The organism is Legionella lytica, assembly GCF_023921225.1.
Taxonomy (GTDB): domain Bacteria; phylum Pseudomonadota; class Gammaproteobacteria; order Legionellales; family Legionellaceae; genus Legionella; species Legionella lytica.
The window spans coordinates 2,471,029-2,494,905 of the sequence record NZ_CP071527.1 but is presented as its reverse complement, the minus strand read 5'-3'; the positions used below and the strand labels follow the sequence as shown (position 1 = coordinate 2,494,905).

The window sequence follows — 23,877 nt, the reverse complement described above, 5'->3', positions numbered from 1 at the left end:
TCAATATATCTAACCACTGAGTTTTTTAATTTTATTGGAATAATCATAAATAAACGTGATCTGCAATGAGTTAACTGTTCTATAATTAATCTATATCGCATTGTTTTTGATCTATTTGGTTATTACTTATTTCTGATTCACTATCTTTTTATGAGTGAAAATTTATCAAAAGATTAAATTTGAAGGTTATTATCATGAAAGAGAAATTATCTAAAACAGAATTGGAAGAAATGTTTCAAGAAGGACGTTTTGTTGCAAGAGCGTTTCAAACCTCCGTTTTATTAAAAGGAAAACCTAAATACGATCAAGTCGAGGATGAACTTAAATATCTAAATGTGAAAAAAAATAACGAGGGCGAACATCAAAATGTAGAACGGCATGGTCAAAGGGGGCGGAGCGCCACATTGCTGGTTCCTGGCGTTGACATGACCCTATTTGATAGTGTTGGATTTTTATATGATGCCGATCAATCTACAATTAAGGCGTACATGTTCCGAGACTCACAAACAATGAGCCAAATTAATCATAATGATTATTATAACGTTAACATGGATAAACATAAGTTTGAGCCGATCATTTCCAGAACTGAATTTATGAATAAATATCGTGATTATCGGGAAAAACTGGCAAATCCAGAGCTACAGGATGACACGAAAGATTATGAGATGGAAAAATCATTCGAAGCTTATAATGAGGTTCTCGGTAATTTTTTTCCCGAATCATTAGTAGGCTTAGTTGGCAAAGACTCCTCACTAGAGACAAAACGTAACTTGTTATTTTTAAAAAATCTGCTCAGCGAGCGTGGCCAAGATTTACCAATGGTCCTCATGGATAAAGGTCAAATCAAAGTCTATAATCCTAGTTTGCACGAAATAGCAGAGATTATTAATAATTCTAAAAAGGAAATTGAAAAGGATGCTGCAAAATTCCAATTGGGTACTCGTGAAGAACTATTAAAAGAATTTGCTAAGAATTTAGGATTTACTTTAGATGATATTCCTTTTGATACTCCTGTAACGGCTAAGCATCTTAAAGTGAATAATCAATACGAGTTTAAGGCCAATGAAATCATCGCTTATTTAAGCGAAGTTACTAAACTTCCTAAAGGTGGAGCATTTTCATACGGTATTGAAGGAAGATTGCTTGAAGTAGTCAATCAAAAACTAAAAAATGAAGGACAAGAACCAGTAAAAGATTTAAAGGGAGTAATTCTTAACAAAAAGGATGTCGAAAGCTTAGTAACGCTTTTAAATGCTGAAATGAAAAATAGTAAAGGCCACAAAGACATGTCAAGCCAAGATATTAAAGAGTGTTCAGCCGCTATTGTATCCAATATAAATGCTCGTCGGTCAGATGGAGAGGCCTTAGCAAATGTTGATGGTTTAACCAGCTCAAAATCTTCAAAGATAGGTCGAATGATTAGTGAGTTCTTTACTAAAGTAGCCTCATTTTTTAAAGAAAATGTTGTTTCGGAAAAAGTAGAGAATTGTAAAAATATCAAAGAGCAATTAACAGAGATAAAGCAGCAGGAACCGATCATGTCGCATGAAGAACAAAACGAACAAAGTCTACGTCCATAGGATTAAAGGGCGGTGACCTGTAGGTCACCGCTCGATGCTCTTCTGACTAATTAGCAATTGACGAAATTTACTTACCACGTGAACGCTATAATGCTACTTCGCTTTAAGGGCGGTTGTATGAGTCATACTAAATAAATCGATGAGCTCATCGTTTATATTTTCCCAATTGATTTCTATAATTTTTTTACACAATTCATGCAGTGGATTATTTTGTTCTAAAGTAGCACTAGACAATATCTCTTGGGCCATTTGTTGTAATTGTTTTATTTTATCGATTTGAGAGATTTTACTGCCCAAAATTTGTCTCATTTGCTGAATTTCCATTGGCGCTTTTTTGAAATCAAAAAAAAGAAAGGAAACACCCTGATTCCACGATTTATCTTTGACCTGTTCTTCTATAGCCGCGAGTAATCTTGTTAATAGATTTACCTGCTTTCCATTTAAGGGCAATCCATCTAAGGCATTCTTAAAAGGTATAAAATTGTCTGAATCAAATTCAGACGTAAAAATAGCAAAAACGACATCATCAAAGTCCCCAATACGCTTTTGGAGTTCTTCTTGGTAAATTCTGGCAATTTCGGTAGCAGGGTTACCAAAAGCTCCGCAACCAAAAGCGCTTAATACCACGCAGCGAATATTAGCTGTTTTTAATGTATCTAATTGGGCTGCAATTTTTCTGCGCATGCTTGCTTCACTAAAAGGATTGGTGCGCGATATGTTCTCGGCTGCAGATTTGAGTTCGTAAAATAAAAAATAATCCGAAGGTGATAAATCATCATAGCCTGAAATATTGGGGCCTTCGCTTCCTTTGATGCAAACTCGAGGGGTTTGCACATCTAAATAGACATGACCAGGAACGCCATTGATAAGATCAGTCATTTCTTTTGTATAATAGATTTTTTCTTCATCCATTTCTTCATCATGCACATGAAAATGGCAATTGGAGCGACGATACATATTTTCTTCTTGGGCTCCCATACCTTCAAGATACAAGCCACCAGGTAATTCGGCGTTTGCCATATTTAATACGGCATAAATATTTCCCGTCTTTTGTGATAATCTTAAGGCAACATCACCCCAGTCACCGGGAATAACACGAACATGGCCAGATAAATTTGCTGGAGTAATACTCCAATTTTGATGATTTTTTCTTGCTTGTTCTTCATAAAATCCTGAAGCATCTGTAGAAAATTTTTCCACAGTATCTTTTAAAATCATTCGGCGTTTTTTAGCACCTGAAATCGGTGTATTCAAAGAACTTTCTGGTTCAACTAAAAGTTGTTTAGGCATATTCAATACTTAATCAAATGAATGAAACGATTTGATTATAACACAAAGTGGAGTTTAGTGTTTTTTATTGTTCATAATAGAAGCACGTCAAACCGAGTAAGTGTATATTTTTTATTCATAAATATAGGCTGAAAGTGGTTTTAAGTTGCTCATATGTGCTTATTTGGTTAAGTCCTTAATTTTTTTAAATTTAAGAGACTCATTATGATTCGTTTGTTGTACTGTTGAAACAGCTGAACCTATAAGTGCGGGAAATTGATCACTCAATAATACAAACACAATGCCATTGAGGGAAAACTGTACTGTATTCCATACGGTTGTTCGTTGAATGCGGGCGGCAGCAAGTGCATGCCCACTGAGTTCGACATGGCACATAGTTCCATAAAATAAAACTATGCGTATATTAAATTAATACAGTTAGTTGTCCGGTTGTTGCAGTTTGATCCGACGACTCTCATTGCGCTTTCTGAATCAGAACTAGCCCACGTTTTAATTTATGAACTGATTCTAATTACTGCTTTAATCTCTTTTCGTCTAGAACATATCCTTGGCGTAGATACTTTTTGAGCACTTGCGTGGCCAAACACTAATACCCAATTGAATTCTGCGTTACCCTCTAACCTATGCGAATTTTATTTAAAAAATGTTCGCTATTTATAGAATTGAACAACTCTTCTCTCTATGATTTTCGCTTCTTTTAATGGGCACTTTAAAATTCAAGGCTTGGTCTTGGGTATATGGGAGCGTCAAAATCATCGTAGTTAATAGGAGAAGGAGCAGGCTCTTCTTTTTTTGTGGTCATTATTTCACTTTCGTCATTTCTATATAGACCAACCCCACCTAAAGAGTGCTTATCGGACTCTTTTCTATCTGTTGAAACCATAGAACAAAGAACGGGGTTCATGCTAGGTATCGCTTCATCTTTTTTACCATTTAAAATACGTTCTGCTTTTGAATCAAGATTTTTCTGGTTAGTTATTGATAGAATAATTTCGTCAGCCGTTACTTCTTTTTTATCAATTAAATCGATCATATTTAAAACCGCGCCAGATGAGTGCAAGCCACAACTTACCCCGTCAAAAAATGGTTGGGTACCTAGCCTGTGCACCGTCACATCTTTACCCAAGAACGAAGATTGTACCTCTTTTCCAATTCCAAAAGCCCACAAACCAAAGGCCTTAAAAGGGGCTTTAATAAAGCCCCAAACTTTTTCAAAAAAATTTGGCGATTCTGATGAATTAAAGAATTGATTGGGAGAGCTTATTTTAGAATCAAATACAGTTATTCTTCCATGCTCTCCTTTTTCCTTGAACAGAGTTGTATAGTGACGCTCCCCAGTTCCCTTGCCTAATAGGGAGCAACCAATACCAAAGTTTTCATTGTCTATTTGATTCCTTATTGCTTCTACAGTCGATTGGTACGAGGGTTCTTCGGCATCTCCACTTCCTTGTTTTACAGCTAGTGGACTAGGAATAATTACAAAATTCCTATTTTTATTGTAAAAATAAGTGACATTCATTTTCATAAAAGAAACTTGAACAGAAGCTTCTTTCTTTTCCCATTCGCCACTTCCAGTGAGATGATTCTTAATTATTGAATTCATTTCGTTTGAATCAAGCATCATTCTGGACATTTTTTATAAACCTTAAATTTTTACTTATTTTGTCCAGTATATATAAATTTTATTAGGGTTTTCTTAAGTGGAGGCTTGATTAACGCCACGCGGAGCACACCAGTTGGGTAGCGCTTTGATCTGCACAGGCTATGAATCGTAATTATCAAATTAAATTAACATTAACCTACTCATAGGAAGGAATCGGCTTATCGAGAGACAAAGTGTTTGTCCTTTATTTATCAAGCTGTGCAGTGTTCATTCGAGAAATGGACTTATCTTTTTATATAAAAAAATCATTTATTGATCTAAGTCAAGGTAATTTGTTTATTTTAGTGTCATTATTTGAGTCACTAATGACTGTAATAGCCTTAATAGGGGAGTTCAATATGCTTTGTTTTAATGAAACTACTGGAGAAGCCATCCTATCTGGATTAACTAATGTAAATGGCGATGAGTTAATTCGCTCTATTTTTAGAATCAACAAAAATACAAAACATCTTGACATGGGATGGAATAATTTTGGCAAAAGACCAAGTAATGAATTGCAAGCAGCGTTAACGAATTTGAATGACCAAATAAAATTTTTAACTTTACGTGGAAATAATTTAGGCAAAAAAGCAGGAGAAGATACCGCACTTGTTTTCTCATCATTAAGGCACGTTACTCATGTAGATTTAAGTTTTAATGACCTTAATACTCAAAAAGAGCTGGCTGTTGGATTAAATGGTTTTGCCTCAACTCCAGTAAATTCATTGGATCTGGGTTCTAATAATTTAGGACGTTATGATAACAAGCAGTTAAATAATGCTTTTGCTGTTCTTAAATGGTTAAAATCATTAAATATCAGTTACAACAATTTGGATATGAAGAGCGAACAAGAACTAGAAAACATGTGCCAAGCTTTCTCAAATAGCTTAGAGCATCTTGATATTAGCAACAATAATTTGGGCAGCAAAATTAAAGTAATTAGAAAATTACCTAAAAATATTACTTCTTTAAATATTAGCGATAATGACATCGCCCAATTAGCTGTAGAGGACGTTAATAATTTAAAAGATTCATTAACTCATTTGCAAACACTTTATATTAGTGTTGATGAATTCAATAACATGACCCCAAAACAAAAAAAAGCTTGGGAGCCTATTCTTAGATCTATAAATAAAGTTGTATTTTTTAATTCATCAGGAAAAGAAGTTACACCTGAACAATCTCATTTTTCAATCAATAGATCGGTTTTCTTTAGTCACAATTATGATAAAAAAGAGCAGGATATTGTTGAATCACTTAAAGGTTTTGCAAAATCTATTAGTGATAGCTTAAGAAAATAAAATTCATTTTGATTTGGGCAAATATCGCTCCAATTCCACAATTGGCGCAGGTCTTTAAATAAAACCTGCGCCACGGCTTCTAAGGGATGGAATTTTTTTTAACTAGGGTCTCTTCGGAGGCGTTATGCTCCTTTCTATTGTGGGTCTGAAATAATGAATGTGCCTTTAGAGGAGACTTATCGTTTAATTTGATTATTGCTCTGGCAGATTCAAAACCCACTCTTGCTTGGTTAATGGAATAACGAGTCTCCGGATTTAAATTCAACATTCCGAGCAATGTATCTTTTATTAAATTTTTTGCTTTTATATCCAGAACTTTAATGCCACTAAAGATAGAGCATAACATTCTAACTGGAGTAGCATTGAAATAAACCGATAGATCATCATAGGTGCTGTAATCAACATTCCATAATAAAGCGATAACGCGTGCGAGAGAGAAAACATCTGCCTTAAAATTGATGAGTTTTGAATATTGTCTTACCTCGGGAGCTAAATAGGGTGGAGTGCCATTTATGATGGTATTTAGATGAATGGCATCTTTGCTCAATCCAAAATCAATAAAATGTATCTGAATGGGAGGTCCTAGGTGGACCAGGATATTTTCTGGCTTTATGTCACGATGTACAATCCCTTGGTTACATACTTGCTCCTCTAATGCATTCACTAAAGCGAGGCTTAATTCAATTCGCTGAAGTGCAGATAATTTCTCGCGCTCATCGAGGATATAAAAAAGCTCATCTCCGGGGAGTTGGTTCATAGTGGTAAAGCTCAGTTGAGCCCCCGTGGAATTGGTAACAATTGTGGGCTTTTTTACTGCAAGATGAGCGGTTTTTTTTGTTAACCTATATTCATTATCCAGCGCAGTGAGCGGATTCGAAGGATGGTGTCGTTGTATTTTAACGACGCGTCGTTTGCCATCTTTTCTTTGTTTTTTTATTTTTATGGAATCTTCATCCAAGCTCATTGTACTTTTAATCTTATAGACTTGGCCAAAAGTCCCCACACCTAAAGAGGGTTTATTGCTGATTAGTTCATAGCGCAGCCCAGAATGGCCTTCCTTTCGTTCACGGCTAAAGACAGTATTTTTTAACTTAATAATTGTGCCGTTTTGTAAAGTATAGGGGGTATCTTTTACCCAGAGATTTATCCCTGCTTGTGATTGCATGGAAAAAAACTGAATAAGTAATTGCGCAAGCTGCATTTCCACCTGTTTTAGGTTAATCAACAGTGGGGTGTCTTTGGTATCCGCGGAGAGTGGCATAATTTGAGGCTCTATCTATAAATTTAAAAAATAAATGCCATTAAAATAACTTAAATTCACATATAAATCCTCACTTAGTTAAGAAAAAAAGCTGAATTATTAAAAGATATTGATTATATTGAAAAATACTTAATCTGTTCATTTTCTGTATGCTACGGGGGCGCGTAAGCGGTCTGAGAGTCTCACTGTACTCACAATCCGGGCGTATAGATCCGGTCTCGGGTGGTGAAAAAGCAGCTTGATGCATCGTTTTAAAAAATAATAAAGAAAATTGCTTTTAAGTCTAATTATCAAATTAGATAATACCCTACACATCATAATCAATGGAGTTGAGGCATGAAACTATTTGTAATTTATATTGGTGGTACTCACCCTAAATCTTTGATTGAAGTTCATGATATTCGATTCATCGCTGCAGAAAATTTAGAACAAACCTACGAATTCCTTAAAACTAGTTGGTGGGGTAACCCTAAAAGCTTACATATTGATGCATGGGGAGTTTTAACCCACGTAGATGGATATGACATCTCATTTGCGAAACAAGTAACTACTGAAACCCCGAAATTGTTTTTTGTAAATCTGGGGGGGGTATGATAACAATCAGTTTACAGAATTGCACAAAAATATATTTTTAGTAGCTAAAAATGAAAATGAAGCGAAAAAACAAGCCTTAGCGCAGGCTAAAACATGGAAGTCAGCACATCGTGATAATTTATATGATGTTGATAACATAATTAATGTATCATTAATTTTATCCCCAGAATTTAAGTTACACTTGACGCCCAATATAGTTGATAAAGATTTTGAGTTTACTTGCTGTTATTTGCCTATTGGAAGAGTTTAATTGTATCTGTATAGTTTTTTTGAACTAAATATTAATTGAGGGGGAGCGATATACTTCAGCGACATCAGCACTTGATGTTGGGCCCAACCTAAAACAACGGATTAGACTGTTCTTTATTTGTTCATTGTGTCTTTATTTGACTAAATTCATAATTTTTTTTAAATTTAAGAGACTCATTTTTCTAGGAACCAGTATATACTTGTATTTTTGGCCAGAACTGGAACTTGAAAGCATGCCTGAAAATTGGGTTGAAATTAATGATCTGATCTTTACTCGAGAGAGTCGCCGCATCTTCAATGGCATTAACATGACCGTAAAACGAGGTAAAATTACGGCCATCATGGGGCCGAGCGGTTCTGGAAAAACAACCTTATTGCAATTAATTGGCGCACAATTAACACCTCATAGTGGTACCATTCAGGTGAATGGTCAAGACATCCATCAATTACCTCGCAAAGCATTATATGATGCGCGTCGTGATATGGGGTTACTTTTTCAAAGCTCTGCTTTATTTACGCACCTTAATGTATTTGAAAATGTTGCATTTCCATTAAGAGAGCATACGCAACTTAATGAATCTATGGTGCGTGATATTGTATTGATGAAACTGCAAGCCGTAGGCTTACGCGGTGCTGCAGAATTAATGCCCGCCCAACTATCAGGCGGAATGGCGCGTCGAGTTGCGTTAGCTCGTACTATCGCTCTAGATCCTGAGCTCATGATGTACGATGAGCCATTTACTGGACAAGACCCAATTTCATTAGGTGTTCTAGTACGTTTAATTAAACGTTTAAATCAATTATTAAATACGACAACCATCATCGTTTCTCATGATGTTGAAGAGACCTGTTCTATTGCAGATTACATTTATCTGATTGCAGGGGGGAAAATAATAGGGGAGGGCACTCCTGAAGAATTAGTCCGCTCCTCAGAGCCTCAGGTCAAGCAGTTTATGCATGGTGAAGCTGATGGTGTGGTGCCATTTCATTATCCAGCCCGTCCTTATACAGAGGAGCTATTAGATGCTTGATTTGATTATGCGCTTGGGAAATCGTGGCACTCACGTTTTACAAAATCTGGGTAGCTCGGGTTTGTTTTTGTTTTTGATGCTATTTCGCAAGCCCAATATTAGAAAATTATGGCCTTTATTGTGTTATCAAATTCATTTTGTTGGTGTTTTATCGTGTTTAATTATTGTTGTTTCAGCTCTATTTATCGGTATGGTTGTGGGATTACAAGGTTATAATACGTTGCAAAAATTTGGTGCAGCCACCCAATTAGGCCAGCTCTTGGCATTAAGTATTGCCAGAGAACTTGGGCCGGTAATTAGTGCATTACTATTTGCTGGTCGAGCTGGTTCTGCATTGACTGCAGAAATTGGGTTGATGAAGGCCACAGAACAATTATCCAGTATGGATATGATGGGAGTCGACCCCTTGGGCCGAGTTATTTATCCTCGCTTTATGGCGGGGTTTATTACGCTACCCGTTTTGGCCTTAATTTTTTCAGCAGTAGCGATCTTTGGTGGCTACTTTATTGGGGTGCATTGGTTAGGTGTTGATTCTGGAAGCTTTTGGTCCAATATGCAGGCGGCAGTAAATTTTCGTATTGATGTGCTCAGTGGTATCATTAAGAGTTTGGTGTTTGCTTTTGTTGTAACTTGGATTGCGGTATTTCAGGGGTTTGAGTGTGTGCCTACAGCAGAAGGTATTAGTCAGGCGACGACCAAAACGGTTGTCTATGCGTCGCTTGCTGTGTTAGGTCTGGATTTTTTGTTGACTGCAATGATGATTGGAGATTGGTAAATGAGTAAGCAACGTTATGTAGATGTGAGTGTTGGCCTATTTATGTTGCTTGGTTTGTTGGCCCTGCTGGTCATGGCAATGAAGGTCAGTAATATTTCTGATTTTATGTCTCATAAGAGTTACAATGTTACTGCAGATTTTACTGATATTGGTGGATTAAAAGTGCGTGCACCAGTTACGGTTGCTGGGGTTAAAATTGGTGAAGTAACGCGTATTGAATTACAACCAGGTGAGCTTAATGCCAAGGTTACTATGCGTTTACAAAGCGATAAAAAAATTCCCTATGAAGATTCTTCAGCACGAATTTTAACGCAAGGCTTGCTTGGTTCCAATTATATTAGTATTGTGCCCGGTTTTGACGATGATGCAAACCGTGATCATCCTTACTTACGTAATGGGGATGTAATTGCTAAGACGCAAGAAGCAGTGATTCTTGAAAATTTAATCGGTCAGCTGTTATTTAATATCAATAAAAAGTAATTACAATAAAATTAAGGTACGGACATGAGAATATTAAAAAATATTTTGTTTGTTGTTGGCGTGATTTTATCTCCTATAACCATGGCTCAAAATTCACCTGTGCCCATGCTGGAACAGACTGCAAATGAAATCATTGCGACCTTAAAAGAAAATAAAGCAAATTTAAAAAGCAATCCCGGTATTATTTATGCAGCGGTTGAGAAGCATTTATTACCTATTGTTGATGTCGCGGGTATGTCTCGTTCTGTTTTAGGTAGACAAGCTTGGATGAAAGCTTCTGCGGCACAAAGAGATAATTTCTCTAAAGAGTTTACACGTTTGGTGATTCGTACTTATTCTAGTCCATTGGCTCAATACTCTGATGAATCAGTACAGTTTTTACCGCTTAGAGCTTCAGCGAATGCCCGTTTTCTTCGCGTTAATAGTGTAATTGTGCGCGGCGAAGGTCAAAATATTCCTTTAACGTATAGTTTGGTTGATAAAAATGGCCAATGGAAAATTTATGATATTAGCGTTGAAGGTGTTAGTTTATTGCAAAGTTTTAGATCGCAATTTGCCCAAGTACTGCAAAACTCCAGTATGGATGACGTGATCAAGCAAATGCAGCAAAAACAATTAAAAAGGGCTTCTTAAGGTGAAAACAGTTCATTTTAAGCCTCTTGAGCTTAGCTTCAAATCAGTAGTTGAGGTGCGAGCTCAACTTTATAAGACTTTGATGGATGATGCGAGTACTCACTTAGTTCTTGATCTGAGTGAGGTAACTCATTGCGATAGTGCAGGGATGGCGTTACTTATCGAAGCCAGAAAGTTGTGCAAAAAAAACAATAAGACTTTCGAGATTATCGGTATGTCTGCAGAGACTGAGTCTCTAGCGGACTTTTGTGGTGTGAAAGATATTTTGGAAGTCGTTTAGGGTAGACTCATTGTTATTTAATTGACATCCCCAAGTTGGCATAGGAAAGCCATTACCGCCGAATACCTACAACCTGTAGTGGGATCCAGCCAGTACAACCTGGTTGTCCGTAACGACGGGCAGTTATTTAAGTTTATGCTATATAGGTGGTGCTGAGTATCATGAAGCTCAACATGGGTGTGGAATTAAAGCCCCTTTGTTGGGCTTCGTTGCACTCAGCAACTGACATTTAAAGGTAACCAGTTGCTTGTAACTGGGAGGTCCTGAGCGCAGTGAATTTCTTAAATAAGAGCCCTTCGTTGCAAGTAACCAGTAAGGGCAGATTTAATCGGTAGAAAACTGTATTTATTCTAATTTGTGAGCTAATTTTAATGGTAAGTAATGAAGAAATAGAACAAAAACTTAGATCTACTAACGAGGTATTTTTCGTTAAAGTGGACGGGGACGGTTATCAATATAAGGTGACTGTAGTCAGTGATGTATTTTTAAATAAGTCAAAAGTTGCTCGGCAACAATGGGTATACGCGCAGCTCAAAGAATTAATTACCACTGGCAAACTTCATGCGATAAGCATGGAGACGTGGACACAAGAAGAATGGGGGAGACAACATGGATAAATTATTAATTAACGGTGGTAAGGCATTACATGGTGAAGTGGTTATTTCCGGTGCAAAAAATGCGGCTTTACCAATTATGGCAGCCAGTTTACTTGCCAGTGACCATGTGACCATTTCGAATGTTCCTCATCTTAAAGACATCACCACTATGATGGAATTGTTAGGACAATTGGGTGCTCATTTGATTGTTGATGAGAAAATGAATGTTCAGGTTGATTCTGGTCAGGTGAATGAGTTTGTTGCACCCTACGATTTAGTTAAAACCATGCGTGCCTCTATTTTAGTATTAGGCCCGATGTTAGCACGTTTCGGTAAAGCGGATGTGTCTTTACCTGGTGGATGTGCAATTGGTACACGCCCCGTTGATCTTCATCTAAAAGCATTAAAATCTATGGGTGCAGATATTACCGTAAAGAATGGCTACATCAATGCTCGTTGTAAACGTGGTCGTTTACAAGGTAAGCGTATTATGTTTGATACCGTGACCGTAACAGGTACTGAGAATATTCTTATGGCAGCAGCTCTTGCTGAAGGTACTACGGTAATTAAAAATGCTGCTCGTGAGCCAGAAGTAGTTGATTTAGCGAACTTCCTAATTCAAATGGGTGCTAAAATTTCCGGTGCGGGAACCTCAATTATTGAAATTGAAGGGGTTGAGGCACTATCCGGTGGTACTTACTCTGTAATGTCAGATCGAATTGAAGCAGGTACTTATTTAGCTGCTGCTGCGTTGACTCGCGGACATGTGACCGTAAAACGTGTACGTCCTGATACCTTATTATCGCAATTATGTAAGTTTGAAGAAGCTGGTGCTGAATTGACGATTGGCGAAGATTGGGTCAGCCTCAATATGAACAATTTACGCCCTCAAGCAGTGAATATTTCTACCGCACCTTATCCTGCTTTTGCAACAGACATGCAAGCTCAATTTATGGCAATGAACTCTGTGGCTGAAGGCTCTTCAACAATTGTAGAAACAATTTTTGAAAACCGTTTTATGCATGTTCAGGAATTACAACGTATGGGTGCTCAAATCCAGTTAAACGGTAATACGGCGATCATTAACGGGGTTGAAAAATTAACTGGTGCGCCTGTAATGGCAACGGATTTACGTGCGTCAGCCAGTTTAATTCTAGCCGGTCTTGTTGCTGAAGGGGAAACTACTGTAGAACGCATCTATCATGTGGATAGAGGGTATGAGCGTATTGAAGAAAAGCTCTCTCTATTAGGTGCAGACATCAAGAGAGTTTCTGATCGGTGATTAGCCAAAAGGAATTAACCTCACACCTGCACCAGTTATTAAGCTGTGATCGTTTTAATGATTATGCGCCTAATGGCATGCAGGTAGAGGGTAAAGAACAGATTAAACGCATCTGTACTGCAGTAACTGCTTCTGAAGACGTGATTTCTCAAGCAATTGATTGGAAGGCAGATGCATTATTAGTACATCATGGTTATTTTTGGCGTGGTGAGTCACCTGTTATTACGGGAATGAAACGTCAACGACTGCAAAAATTATTAAGTCACGAGATTAATCTCCTCGCATATCATTTACCCCTTGATTGCCATCTTGAACTGGGTAATAACGCGTGCCTGGGAAAATTATTTGAAGTTAATTCGATACAAATGCACCGTGCTGGCGGTACAGATAATTTGTTATGGTCAGGCCAGTTAATTACAGCGATGAGTCATAATGAGCTTAGCGAGTTTTTAGCGGTTAAATTAGGGCGACAGCCTTTGATGATTGAGGGCCATAACCGTAAGGTCAGCCGTATTGCTTGGTGCAGTGGTGGTGCTCAAGATTATATTGAAGAAGCAAATCGTTTAGGTGTAGATGCTTATTTGAGTGGGGAAGTATCAGAACGTACTTATTATGAGGCGCAAGAACTAGGAATTAATTACTATGCTTGCGGACATCATGCTACCGAACGTTATGGTATCCAGGCTTTAGGTGAGTACTTAAGTTCTTATTTTGATTTGGAATATGCGTTTTTTGATAGCGCGAATCCGGTTTGATTTCGCATGAATATCTAATTGTAGAGTCGATACCTCAGGCCATGGGCCCAACCAAGCCATTGTTCCTTTAACCTTGCCTTTCCTCATTCTCCACTTGTACCACTTAGCCGCATAAGCTAACATGTGCCCATAATCGCTAATGGGCTGTTTTAATGAGCAATTTTCGGTACATAATACTTTCTGTTTTTTTATTTTGTTCCTTCTTGTCACAGGCTGGAGCAGAAGTACAAAATAAAGCCTTTCGCAGTTTCTGGCATCCTACATATCAAGGTGAGCGTTTGGACTATTGCACAGTTGATGGGAAAGAGTGCGGAAAAACTGTGGCTAATCGCTATTGTAAAATGATGGGCTACGAGTCAGCAAGCCAAAGCGTTATTGCATATAATATTGGCTTAACTAACTTTATATCCAGCAAGGCCCAATGCAAAGGTTGGCGTTGTAATGGTTTTATGACCATCGGCTGTGTGACTCATTTGTCTCATACTCCACCTAAATCATATCATTATCGCGAGAAACGTTATGTTGTGCCCCGTTTTGATCATTATCGTGTAGATTGGTGCTACGATAAGAAAAAAGAATGTGGTTCACGTGCTGCTCATTCTTTTTGTCGGCGTATGGGATACATGCAAGCAAAACATTTTGCTAAAGAAACGCAAGTAGGTGCGACTAAAACAATAGGTAGCCAAGAACTGTGTTTTGGTAAGCAGTGTGAGGCGTTTAAGCTGATTGTTTGTTATCGGTAGTCGCCATAAGGGGAGTTGCCTGTGCTGGCTGGGCTTTGCAGCCCAGCCTATGTTCTTGAACACTTATTTTTTTTCTTCTTCCGACGTTGATTCGTCAGCACTCTTTGTTTCTGTGGGTTTAGCTTCTTCGCTTGCTTCAGGTTGTGCACGTTGTTCTTTATAATCGTGGATAATCTGTGTAACACTCGTTTTAATATCCCCGAATAATTTGCTTGTCATCGAAGCCAGCTCTTTGAGATCAGGCATTTTTGATTTTGGCTCGCTCATCGCTTGTCACTCCATTTGGTAACATCGGTTTTAGGTAATATATGATTTAAGTATATACTACTAAATACAAATTTGCTGATGAGCTAATAATTCCATCAAAATGTATTGCAGCATAATACCCATATTACGTTACGCGAATACGGGCTACGAGAATGGATTCAAATTTCAAAAAGGGTGGGAGTGTAGCCCGTATTGGACAAAGTCGTAATACGGGAGGGGAGGCAAAAATTCCCGCATTACGCCCAAGGATGCATAAATCTCATGGCAGGTTTAAGTAGCTTATTAGCTAAAGATGTTTTTGGGGGAATGGCTAATTTGAATACTTTGTAGCTGGCTAGTTTATCGATAAGGTAATCATCACTCGTAGTTAATTTATCAACAAGCTTTAAGTCTAAAGCATCTGTAGCCAACCAATGCTCTCCCGTAGCAATTTCATCCATATCTAATTGCTCACGATTACTGGCAACATATTTTCTAAATGCAGCGTGTATTTTTTCCAAGTCTTCTTGAAATTTTTTGCGGCCTTTTTCGGTATTTTCGCCAAACATGGTTAATGTGCGCTTATATTCCCCCGCAGTTAACAGTTCGATATCAACATCATGCTTTTTAAGCCAACGATGGAAATTAGGGATCTGTGCTACGACACCAATAGAGCCTATAATTGCAAAAGGCGCGGCAATGATATGATTGGCAACACAGGCCATTAAGTAACCTCCACTAGCAGCAATTTTATCAATACTTACAGTAAGAGGGATTTTCTTATCGCGAATACGTTGCAGTTGGGAAGCTGCTAAACCATAGCTATTAACTACTCCCCCAGGACTATCCAAGCGGATTAAAACCTCATCTTCTGAGGTAGCAACTGAAAGAACAGCGGTGATTTCGTCGCGGAGCTGCTCCACTTGTGATGCTTTTATATCCCCTTGAAAATCAATTACATAAAGTGAGGGACGTTTTGGATCTTTTTTCTTTTTATTTTTTTGCTTGGGGATTTTTTTTCCAAAAATTTCTTTGTGCATCAATGAATGCAAATGTTCATAATGCTCATTTAAAGAGCTAACTTCCAATTTACCTTTGGGCTTTCTGCTCATTGAGAAAAAGCCGGCAAAAACCACCAAAAAGGCAACAACTACAGTGATGGATTTTAAAAGGAATAAACCATATTGACTCAAGAATTCCATTACAGTCCTTTCAAATAATAAAGCCCGATTATGGCGGGCAACGGGGATATGTGCAAGTGCAAACAGCTGGAATCGTAAAAAAACCAGATGAATCGCTACCACGCTGAAATTTAGAGATTTTTTCTCATTTTCGCAGAAGGCATTTTTGCTAGATAACGCTTGATGATTTATGCTGTGAATTGTCAACAGACCCGGGTTTTAGTACCATGCATGCTTTCTAATAATGACTCATATCCTCATGCTTGATGTAATTAATCTCAGCTTTGATTATCAAGAGCAACCTGTACTTAACAACGTTGCTTTTCATTTGCCTGCCGGAGGACTGCTTCATCTTCAAGGGGCAAATGGTGCTGGAAAGACCACCTTACTCAAATTAATCGCTGGTTTATATCGTCCGGCTGAGGGAGAAATACATTTTAGCCACAAAAATATTCATCAAGATCTGGCTGAATATCAACGTCAAATATGCTTTGTAGGACATAAAACAGGAATCAATCCTAGTTTAACTTTAAGAGAAAACTGTCTGTTTGACCTGCACTATAAAAAGCAGCCGATTGATGAGTTAGCCGCTATTTTCAAGTTACAAGCTCACTTAGATTATCCTTGTGCATTATTATCAGCTGGACAGCGCAGGCAGGTTGGCCTATTACGTTTGTGGATGAGCAATGCTAAGTTGTGGTTGCTCGATGAACCTTTGGTGGCCCTCGATGATACTGCTTTAGAAATTATTATGACTAAAGTAGAAGAGCACCGAAAAGAGGGGGGGGCTATTTTGTTGACCTCTCACCAAAAATTACCGCTGAATCCAGCTGCTTATCAGGAGCATAGATTATGAGCTCCACTATTTCCTTATTCAAAAATCAATGTAAACGCGAATTATTAATTCAGGTAAGGCAGATTCGTTTTCTGATTAACTCCTGTCTTTTTTTATTGATCTTCTTGTTTATGTTTCCTTTAACCCTAAAACCGGAAGTGGAATTATTAAGAACTATTGTTCCAGGATTAGTGTGGATGGCAATACTCTTATCCATGTTATTGTCTGCAGAACGCTTATTTCAACAAGACTATGAGCAAGGGGTAATTGAACAATGGTTGGTTTCAGGGCAATCATTACCTTTAATGGTTTGCGCCAAGGTAATCGCTCATTGGCTGTTTCTTTTACTGCCATTATTAATCTTATGTCCTTTAGTCGCGCTATTATTTTCTCTAACAGCCTGGGAAACTTGGATTTTGGCACTGACTATTCTATGTGGAACGCCCGCTTTATTATTTTTATGCGCTTTGGTTGCCGCTTTTGGTGCTGGAAGTAATCAACGTGGCGTATTGATGGCATTAATATTATTACCGTTAACCTTGCCCTTGCTTATTTTTGGTAGTGGTACTTTGCATGTTGCCATGCAATCGTTACCGGTGAATGGTTACTTAGCATTATTGTTGGCTATGTCGGTGATCGCGGTAGGTTTTCTGCCTTATGCAATTACTGGGGTGATTCGAATTAGTCATGCCGAGTAATCGCATATATTGCCTAGTTTGCGAAAGCCCAGTTACATGGTAAAATCCGTCTTTTTTTGATTTCCTTTATTCCTATGTGGAAAATATTATACCAATTGGCTTCGCCGAAATCCTTCTATGAATATACAGGGCGTTTGCTTCCCTGGTTATCGTTTAGTGCGATACTTACCTTAATCGTGGGAATTGTTTGGGGATTAGCTTTTACTCCTCCTGACTACCAACAGGGCGATGCTTTTCGTATTATTTACGTGCATGTGCCCAGTGCTTTTTTATCTATGGCACTTTACGGCTGGATGGGTTTTTTAGCCGTTTTGCTCCTGGTTTGGCGGATTAAAATTGCGGGTTTACTGATTAATCAAGTCGCTCAATTTGGGGCTTGCATGGCATTTCTTGCTTTGGTTACTGGAAGCATTTGGGGCAAACCAATGTGGGGTGCCTGGTGGGTTTGGGATGCACGGCTAACCTCTGAACTGATTCTTTTATTACTCTATGCCGCGATTTTAGCGACACACCAAGCGGTAAAAAACAAAGAAGATGGCGACCGCATTATTGCTATTTTAACTTTAGTCGGTTTGATTGATTTGCCGATAATTCATTACTCCGTGTATTGGTGGAATACCTTACATCAAGGTTCTACTTTATCGGTGTTTGCAAAGCCCAAGATTGACGGCAGCATGTTGTATCCACTTTTGTTGAGCATTATTGGATTTTTCTTATATGCATTATGGATTATTTTGGAAAAAGCACGTCAAGAGCTGTTATTTAGGGAAAAAAGACAAGCTTGGGTTAAGGTTCAATTTGAAGGGGAAGTTAAGTGAGTCAGTTTTATGAATGGTTAACGATGGGCGGCTATTCCATTTATGTGTGGCCTGCTTATAGTTTAGTTTCTGTTGTCTTAGTGATGAACCTTTTAGGGATGAAATGGAAAAAGAAACAAACACGTCAAAAATTACAACAATGGTTTAAACGCTAATTATGAATCCAGCTCGTAAACGTAAGCTTTTGATTTTATTGTCTTCTTTTATTGCTTTATCTATAGCCGCAGGTTTGGTTTTATATGCCTTGAGACAAAATATCAGTTTATTTTATACCCCAACGCAAATTGCAGAAGGACAAGCGCCAGCAAAACAAGCGATTCGCGTAGGGGGAATGGTTGAAAAAGGCTCATTAGTACGTGCTAAAGAAGGCTTAAGAGTTGAATTTAGGGTTACTGATTTGAGGCAAACTGTGACTGTAGTTCATATCGGTATTTTGCCTGATTTATTTCGTGAAGGGCAGGGGGTTGTTGTGGAAGGGCAATTGATTGATAACCAGCATGTTCAGGCAACTCGCGTACTAGCAAAACATGATGAAAAGTACATGCCTCCTGAAGTAAAAGCGGCGTTAGCGCCAAAGGTGAATTCATGATTGCTGAGCTAGGACTTTTTTCTCTTATTCTGGCCTTAATGGCTTCCCTGGCTTTAGCAGTAATTCCGTTAATCGGCTTGCAATTAAAACGGCCTGAATGGATGGATGCCGCAAAATCCTATGTTGTTGCGCAGTTTTTATTTATTGCGTTAACCTATATCCTTCTTACGATTTGTTTCTTAAAAGATGACTTCACTGTTATTTACGTGATGAGTAACTCTAGTGTTGCCTTACCCTGGTTTTATAAGTTGTGCGCAGTATGGGGGGGGCATGAAGGTTCGATGTTGCTTTGGGTTGCGATTCTAAGTTTTTGGACCTTGATGGTAGCTTGTTTTAGTACAGGTTTAGATAAAGAAATGCGCACGCGCGTACTCGTTGTTTTGGGCTGGTTAAGCATTGGCTTTATTCTCTTTTTATTAACAACCTCAAATCCTTTTTTACGTCAATTTCAAGTGTTAAATACTCAAGGGCGTGATTTAAATCCTTTATTACAAGATCCTGGATTCTTATTTCATCCCCCCATGTTGTACATGGGCTATGTAGGCTTTTCAGTAGCGTTTGCTTTTGCTATTGCTGCTTTATGGGCTGGAAAGGTTGAAAGTAGCTGGTCTAAATGGACCCGACCTTGGACTTTAGCGGCTTGGTGTTGTTTGACTGCGGGAATTACTTTAGGTAGTTGGTGGGCTTATCGCGAGCTGGGTTGGGGAGGCTGGTGGTTCTGGGATCCAGTTGAAAATGCTTCATTTATGCCTTGGTTGGTAGGAACCGCTTTATTGCATTCTTTGGCTGTGACCGAACAGCGTCACCAATTTAAAGCGTGGACTATGCTTTTAGCAATTGCTGCTTTTTCTTTAAGTCTAATCGGTACCTTTTTAGTGCGTTCAGGGGTGCTTACCTCAGTGCATGCCTTTGCCGTGGATCCACAACGAGGTTTATTCATTTTAGGCTTTTTATTGTTTGTTATTGGTGGCTCCTTGCTGCTCTTTTTGTTTCGTGCGCAAACGTTGCATGCAACAAATAACCCTAGTCCTTTGTCGCGTGAAAGCGCGTTGCTTTTGAATAATGTGTTTTTAGTAGTGATTATGCTCACGGTTCTCATGGGGACTGTTTATCCATTATTGGTTGAAGGTTTGGGCTTAGGGAAATTATCGGTAGGGGCTCCATATTTCAATGCTGTATTCGTTCCCTTAATGATTCCTATGTTGCTGCTGATGGGCTTGGGTATTCATTTAAAATGGCACTCAGATAGTTGGATGGGTGTCTTCAAGAAATTATGGAGTGTGGCGGTACTGAGTATTGCGCTACCTTGTGCTTTATTATTACTGACTCATCATGAGTTTGATGCTTCAGCCTTTTTGGGATTAGTTTTAGCAACGTGGATTGTGTTAAGCACCAGCAAGGCAGTGATTAAACGCATTAAAGAGCGTGGTGGTTTGACTCGTGTTGGCCAAGCTTATTGGGGCATGGTATTAGCTCATTTTGGTGTTGCTGCTTCAGTGATTGGCATTGCCGTTTCCACTGCTTATGGCGTGCAAGATGATGTACAAATGCAGCCTGGGAAAAAAATTGATCTGGTTGGCTACTCTATTGAGTTTGTAAACCAGAAGCCTTTAGATGGGCCTAACTATAAAGGAACACAAGCACAATTTAAAATCAGCCATAATGGCAAAACAAGGTTGATTTACCCAGAAAAAAGACTCTATACCATTGGGCAAATGGCAATGACTGAGTCGGCCATTGATGTAACTCCATTTCGAGACATTTATGTTGCCTTAGGCGAGCCTTTAAACGGTGATTCCTGGTCGGTTCGTCTTTATTACAAACCCTTTGTGCGCTGGATTTGGGCGGGTGGGTTTATGATTTTAGCCGGTGGTTTTTTTGCATTGACTGACAGACGTTATTATCAAAAAAGACAAACAGCGGGAGCCTTAGCATGAGAAAAATAGGGTGGAGAGTAATTCCTATAGTGCTTTTTGTTTTATTGAGTATTTTCCTTTGGCGTGGACTTTCTTTAAATCCACATAATTTGCCTTCAGTGCAGGTAGGAAAATTGGTGCCTGATTTTACACTGCCTGAATTACATCATCCTGAGTCCTCTTTTAGTTCCCAGAACATTCGCAATCAAGTCGTTTTATTAAATGTCTGGGCTAGTTGGTGTGCTGCCTGTACTGATGAACAAGTCTTTATGTTGCAATTAGCACGCGAAGGGATGCCTATTTATGGATTAAATTATAAAGACAAGCCTGAAGATGCATTGCAATGGTTAAGCCAATGGGGGAATCCTTATAAGTTGGTAATGCAAGATCGTGAAGGGCGTGCTGCAATTGACTTAGGAGTTTATGGGGCGCCAGAAACTTTTGTCATTGATAAAAAAGGCGTGATTCGTTACCGCCATGCTGGAGTAATGAATCAAGAGCTGTGGCAAAAGGAAGTCCTACCTTTAATCAAACAATTGGAGCAGATGGCATGAAGCGCTTGCAGTGGATTTATGTTTTGCTCTGGTTGGTTTTAGCCCCAGCGGGTGTTTGGGCAAATGGTATCTACCCTTTAGATTCAGCCAAAAAAGAAGCCCAATTTAGTCATTTGTTAAAAGATTTACGATGCTTGGTGTGTCAAAACCAGGATTTAGCGGATTCCAATGCGGAGCTCGCTAAGGATTTAAGAGGGCAGGTCTATCAATTAGTGAAGGAAGGCAAGAGCGACAGTGAAATTACTGATTATCTTACCGCACGTTATGGAGATTTTATTCTGTTTAAACCCCCGGTTAAAGCAATAACGTATTTATTGTGGTTTGGCCCAGTTTTATTTTTAATTTTAGGCTTTTTGATTTTTTGGCGAACTTGTTTTGCTAAGAAAAAAACCTTAGTGAGTCCTTAATATGAATGAATGGTGGTTATTAGCGCTACTCGCTACGCTAACTCTTTTAGCAAGTATGGTAATTATTTATCCTTTAAGACGCCATTGGCTTGCTAGCTTATTGTTGGTGCCAATTATTTTTATCCTGGCATTTACTGGGTATTTCAATTGGGGTAGTTTTGCCAAGTGGCAGGATTATCTGCAAGTTCAAGAAAAACAGCAGAAAGTAGATGCAATGCTTAAATCGATTAAAAGTCCTCAGGAGTTAATCACTAAACTACGTGCTAAGTTAGATGATACCCCTAAGAGCGCGAAAGGTTGGTATCTTTTAGGTCGCTTATATACAGGCCAAGAAGAAAAACAAAATGCAGTAGATGCGTTTGCCAAGGCTTATCAATTTGATTCTAAAAATGAGCAATATGCGGTTAATTATGCACACAGTTTATGGGTATTAAATAACCGACAGTTTACCGAGCAAGTTAGGAGCATTTTTGCTAATTTATTAAAAAATAATCCGAATCAACCTGATGCGTTAGCAATGATGGCGATGAATGCTTACGTAAGCCATGCTTATGAAGAAGCCATTGCATATTGGCAGCGTTTACTAAAGTTCGCCCCTCAGCAGTCTGAAGAGGCTCAAGCTATTCGTAAGGCTATTGCTAAGGCAGAAGAGCAAATACAGCTGAAAGAGAAAAGTTTGGATTGAGTGGAACTTTGAGGGCAGCTAATTTTTAGTCGTTTTTCTATTAATCAGAAGGAACTTTAGAGGTTCAAGCGATTTTTAAGAGTGTAATGCCTGAATTACCGTGTCTGGGCCTCGGTAATTCAGGCAGAATAAACATAATACTACTTCATTGGAGTATCAAAACAAGAATAAACATACCCCATTTTCTTCGTATCCATATCTGGATCTACAAACTCAGGGTAAGCCCGAGTTACATGTGCATGAATTTTTCTAGTATAGCTACGAAGCATACAACGACCATCCAATTCAAAGATTTTTTCTGCAGTAAACGAACGTACTTCATCTTTGTATCTATAGAGCAGGGTCGTGCTGTTTTTCTTTTCTTGTCTAAAAATATCGCTGTTAAGGAAATGGCACACTTCATGAACCAAGGTGCTGGCTATTTCTTCCACACTGCGCTCTAGGCTTAAATAAATATGTTTGTCTTCGTAGATAATTCCTGAATATTTGCTTTCGATAATTTTTACTGCTTCTTCTGATGGTGGATAATCTGGTGGAATGGTGGTGTTTTCTTCTGTTAACAACTCTTCTTGCATTGTTTCATAATGTCTGGGTGACATGTTAAAAAAAGAATTGACTGTAATTTTCTGAGAATCAAGTGCCTTAATAACGTGTCTTGCAACGATGGATTGATTATCCCTGATTATTTCGATTACTTCTCTTAGTTTGACATCAAAATCATTTTTCTTCGCAGAGGATTTATCCGTAAAAATTTTGAAGAACATTCCTTTCTCCCTCTTGGTTTCTTATAGTTATTTAGTTCAAGAGCATAAATTAAGGCTAGCTAACCTTTACGAGATAGTCCACTTTTGCGAGCTTGTTTTTACTAATTCAAAGCTACAATTTCATAAGAAATCTGCTAGTCTTTAAGATAGACATCAGTATTTTAAGGAGAAAATGATGTATAAGAGGGTATTGTTTGCGACTGACTTTGATGAGGTTGGTGTACTGGCGGCCCATAAGGCAAAAAAAATTGCTGATGAAAATGGGGCGGATTTGATTTTAGTTCATGTTGTTGAACCTATTCCTGCTTATGCCTACCCTGGTTTTGCAGGCTTTGCTGAAGTGGAATTGTCTATTCGTGAACAAGCAGAAAAAGAATTAAATGAGTTAGGCGATAAATTAGGGGTTGATGATCAACATCGCTTTATCGAATTTGGTTCTACAAAAAATGAAATATTAAGAGTGGCTAAAGAACGTAATATTGATTTAATTGTCACCGGTAGTCATGGAAAACATGGCCTTTCTTTACTGTTAGGCTCTACTGCTAACTCTATTTTGCATAATGCGCAATGTGACGTTTTAATTGTGCGTTCTAACATTAATGAAAAATAGTAGCTACTAAAAGCCATATTTGCCTCAAATATGGCTTTACACCTCGATTTTCGTATATATATTCCTAGAAAAGAATCCATTT

30 protein-coding genes are annotated in these 23,877 nt (G+C 38.3%); 23 read left to right on the top strand and 7 right to left on the bottom strand.

The annotated features are described in order from the left end of the window. The first annotated feature begins 194 nt into the window (after nt 1–194). Nucleotides 195–1,580 (top strand): hypothetical protein, encoded by a 1,386-nt coding sequence (locus J2N86_RS10980; RefSeq protein WP_252579510.1) that lies wholly within the window; start codon nt 195–197, stop codon nt 1,578–1,580. 93 nt (nt 1,581–1,673) lie between these two features. Here the strand turns inward: J2N86_RS10980 and J2N86_RS10975 are convergent, their stop codons facing one another. The 3 genes from J2N86_RS10975 to J2N86_RS10965 all read right to left on the bottom strand — a co-directional run bounded on the left by J2N86_RS10975 (nt 1,674) and on the right by J2N86_RS10965 (nt 4,503). Continuing rightward, complete coding sequence (locus tag J2N86_RS10975) at nt 1,674–2,870, bottom strand: poly(ADP-ribose) glycohydrolase domain-containing protein (protein ID WP_252579509.1); 1,197 nt, start codon at nt 2,868–2,870, stop codon at nt 1,674–1,676. Nucleotides 2,871–3,029: 159 nt separating this feature from the next. Beyond that, on the bottom strand, nt 3,030–3,245 hold the full coding sequence (locus tag J2N86_RS10970; RefSeq protein ID WP_252579508.1) for a hypothetical protein: 216 nt from the start codon (nt 3,243–3,245) through the stop codon (nt 3,030–3,032). Nucleotides 3,246–3,579: 334 nt separating this feature from the next. Continuing rightward, nucleotides 3,580–4,503 carry a hypothetical protein gene (locus tag J2N86_RS10965; protein WP_252579507.1) on the bottom strand — a complete coding sequence of 308 codons (924 nt, stop codon included), beginning with the start codon at nt 4,501–4,503 and terminating at the stop codon, nt 3,580–3,582. Nucleotides 4,504–4,838: 335 nt separating this feature from the next. Here J2N86_RS10965 and J2N86_RS10960 point away from each other — a divergent pair, with 335 nt between their 5' ends. Continuing rightward, nucleotides 4,839–5,813, top strand: coding sequence for a leucine-rich repeat domain-containing protein (locus J2N86_RS10960; protein ID WP_252579506.1), 975 nt, complete (start codon nt 4,839–4,841; stop codon nt 5,811–5,813). Between the two features lie 79 nt (nt 5,814–5,892). Here J2N86_RS10960 and J2N86_RS10955 read toward each other — a convergent pair whose 3' ends face one another. After that, nucleotides 5,893–7,074 (bottom strand): protein kinase domain-containing protein, encoded by a 1,182-nt coding sequence (locus J2N86_RS10955; protein ID WP_252579505.1) that lies wholly within the window; start codon nt 7,072–7,074, stop codon nt 5,893–5,895. 336 nt (nt 7,075–7,410) lie between these two features. Between J2N86_RS10955 and J2N86_RS10950 the strand changes: the two genes are divergently transcribed. The 11 genes from J2N86_RS10950 to J2N86_RS10900 all read left to right on the top strand — a co-directional run bounded on the left by J2N86_RS10950 (nt 7,411) and on the right by J2N86_RS10900 (nt 14,492). Next, complete coding sequence (locus J2N86_RS10950; RefSeq protein WP_252579504.1) at nt 7,411–7,668, top strand: DUF1543 domain-containing protein; 258 nt, start codon at nt 7,411–7,413, stop codon at nt 7,666–7,668. 19 nt (nt 7,669–7,687) lie between these two features. Continuing rightward, nucleotides 7,688–7,918, top strand: a complete 231-nt coding sequence (locus J2N86_RS10945; protein WP_252579503.1) for a hypothetical protein — start codon at nt 7,688–7,690, stop codon at nt 7,916–7,918. Between the two features lie 232 nt (nt 7,919–8,150). After that, nucleotides 8,151–8,948: an ABC transporter ATP-binding protein gene (locus tag J2N86_RS10940; protein ID WP_252579502.1), complete on the top strand. Its 798-nt coding sequence runs from the start codon at nt 8,151–8,153 to the stop codon at nt 8,946–8,948. Continuing rightward, nucleotides 8,941–9,723: a lipid asymmetry maintenance ABC transporter permease subunit MlaE gene (gene mlaE, locus J2N86_RS10935; RefSeq protein ID WP_252579501.1), complete on the top strand. Its 783-nt coding sequence runs from the start codon at nt 8,941–8,943 to the stop codon at nt 9,721–9,723. The genes J2N86_RS10940 and mlaE overlap by 8 nt, the downstream gene beginning before the upstream one ends. Beyond that, nucleotides 9,724–10,203: an outer membrane lipid asymmetry maintenance protein MlaD gene (gene mlaD, locus J2N86_RS10930; protein WP_058535624.1), complete on the top strand. Its 480-nt coding sequence runs from the start codon at nt 9,724–9,726 to the stop codon at nt 10,201–10,203. Nucleotides 10,204–10,227: 24 nt separating this feature from the next. Further along, complete coding sequence (locus J2N86_RS10925; RefSeq protein WP_252579500.1) at nt 10,228–10,836, top strand: MlaC/ttg2D family ABC transporter substrate-binding protein; 609 nt, start codon at nt 10,228–10,230, stop codon at nt 10,834–10,836. Nucleotide 10,837: 1 nt separating this feature from the next. Then, nucleotides 10,838–11,116, top strand: a complete 279-nt coding sequence (locus tag J2N86_RS10920) for an STAS domain-containing protein (RefSeq protein WP_252579499.1) — start codon at nt 10,838–10,840, stop codon at nt 11,114–11,116. A gap of 371 nt (nt 11,117–11,487) precedes the next feature. After that, nucleotides 11,488–11,733, top strand: coding sequence for a BolA family protein (locus tag J2N86_RS10915; RefSeq protein ID WP_133135698.1), 246 nt, complete (start codon nt 11,488–11,490; stop codon nt 11,731–11,733). Then, complete coding sequence (murA, locus tag J2N86_RS10910; protein WP_058535620.1) at nt 11,726–12,994, top strand: UDP-N-acetylglucosamine 1-carboxyvinyltransferase; 1,269 nt, start codon at nt 11,726–11,728, stop codon at nt 12,992–12,994. The genes J2N86_RS10915 and murA overlap by 8 nt, the downstream gene beginning before the upstream one ends. After that, a complete protein-coding gene (locus J2N86_RS10905; protein WP_252579498.1) occupies nt 12,991–13,749 on the top strand; it encodes a Nif3-like dinuclear metal center hexameric protein in 759 nt (252 codons plus the stop codon). Before murA ends, J2N86_RS10905 begins: the two co-directional genes overlap by 4 nt. Before the next feature lie 152 nt (nt 13,750–13,901). Further along, nucleotides 13,902–14,492 (top strand): hypothetical protein, encoded by a 591-nt coding sequence (locus tag J2N86_RS10900; RefSeq protein ID WP_252579497.1) that lies wholly within the window; start codon nt 13,902–13,904, stop codon nt 14,490–14,492. A 63-nt stretch (nt 14,493–14,555) separates the two neighbouring features. Here J2N86_RS10900 and J2N86_RS10895 read toward each other — a convergent pair whose 3' ends face one another. Then, complete coding sequence (locus J2N86_RS10895; RefSeq protein WP_252579496.1) at nt 14,556–14,759, bottom strand: hypothetical protein; 204 nt, start codon at nt 14,757–14,759, stop codon at nt 14,556–14,558. Between the two features lie 236 nt (nt 14,760–14,995). Further along, nucleotides 14,996–15,940 carry a protease SohB gene (gene sohB, locus J2N86_RS10890; protein ID WP_252579495.1) on the bottom strand — a complete coding sequence of 315 codons (945 nt, stop codon included), beginning with the start codon at nt 15,938–15,940 and terminating at the stop codon, nt 14,996–14,998. A 238-nt stretch (nt 15,941–16,178) separates the two neighbouring features. On the opposite strand from sohB, the gene ccmA reads away from it, so the two are divergent. From ccmA to J2N86_RS10845, 9 genes are all read left to right on the top strand, one after another. Beyond that, nucleotides 16,179–16,775: a heme ABC exporter ATP-binding protein CcmA gene (gene ccmA, locus J2N86_RS10885; protein WP_252579494.1), complete on the top strand. Its 597-nt coding sequence runs from the start codon at nt 16,179–16,181 to the stop codon at nt 16,773–16,775. Beyond that, the gene (gene ccmB, locus J2N86_RS10880; RefSeq protein ID WP_252579493.1) at nt 16,772–17,452 is read left to right on the top strand and encodes a heme exporter protein CcmB; all 681 of its coding nucleotides are present in this window, start codon (nt 16,772–16,774) and stop codon (nt 17,450–17,452) included. Before ccmA ends, ccmB begins: the two co-directional genes overlap by 4 nt. 74 nt (nt 17,453–17,526) lie before the next feature. Continuing rightward, nucleotides 17,527–18,270 (top strand): heme ABC transporter permease CcmC, encoded by a 744-nt coding sequence (gene ccmC / locus J2N86_RS10875; protein ID WP_252579492.1) that lies wholly within the window; start codon nt 17,527–17,529, stop codon nt 18,268–18,270. Then, a complete protein-coding gene (gene ccmD / locus J2N86_RS10870; protein WP_133135689.1) occupies nt 18,267–18,425 on the top strand; it encodes a heme exporter protein CcmD in 159 nt (52 codons plus the stop codon). The genes ccmC and ccmD overlap by 4 nt, the downstream gene beginning before the upstream one ends. Nucleotides 18,426–18,427: 2 nt before the next feature. Next, nucleotides 18,428–18,859, top strand: a complete 432-nt coding sequence (ccmE, locus tag J2N86_RS10865; protein ID WP_252579491.1) for a cytochrome c maturation protein CcmE — start codon at nt 18,428–18,430, stop codon at nt 18,857–18,859. Then, on the top strand, nt 18,856–20,796 hold the full coding sequence (locus J2N86_RS10860) for a heme lyase CcmF/NrfE family subunit (RefSeq protein WP_252579490.1): 1,941 nt from the start codon (nt 18,856–18,858) through the stop codon (nt 20,794–20,796). Before ccmE ends, J2N86_RS10860 begins: the two co-directional genes overlap by 4 nt. Further along, nucleotides 20,793–21,329 carry a DsbE family thiol:disulfide interchange protein gene (locus J2N86_RS10855; protein ID WP_252579489.1) on the top strand — a complete coding sequence of 179 codons (537 nt, stop codon included), beginning with the start codon at nt 20,793–20,795 and terminating at the stop codon, nt 21,327–21,329. The genes J2N86_RS10860 and J2N86_RS10855 overlap by 4 nt, the downstream gene beginning before the upstream one ends. Further along, entirely contained in the window at nt 21,326–21,736 is a 411-nt protein-coding gene (locus tag J2N86_RS10850) for a cytochrome c-type biogenesis protein (RefSeq protein WP_252579487.1), read from the top strand. The genes J2N86_RS10855 and J2N86_RS10850 overlap by 4 nt, the downstream gene beginning before the upstream one ends. A gap of 1 nt (nt 21,737) precedes the next feature. Further along, complete coding sequence (locus J2N86_RS10845) at nt 21,738–22,421, top strand: tetratricopeptide repeat protein (RefSeq protein WP_252579485.1); 684 nt, start codon at nt 21,738–21,740, stop codon at nt 22,419–22,421. 140 nt (nt 22,422–22,561) lie between these two features. Here the strand turns inward: J2N86_RS10845 and J2N86_RS10840 are convergent, their stop codons facing one another. Beyond that, nucleotides 22,562–23,185, bottom strand: coding sequence for a hypothetical protein (locus J2N86_RS10840; RefSeq protein WP_252579484.1), 624 nt, complete (start codon nt 23,183–23,185; stop codon nt 22,562–22,564). 175 nt (nt 23,186–23,360) lie between these two features. On the opposite strand from J2N86_RS10840, the gene J2N86_RS10835 reads away from it, so the two are divergent. Further along, entirely contained in the window at nt 23,361–23,795 is a 435-nt protein-coding gene (locus J2N86_RS10835) for a universal stress protein (protein ID WP_252582444.1), read from the top strand. Nucleotides 23,796–23,877: the final 82 nt, after the last annotated feature.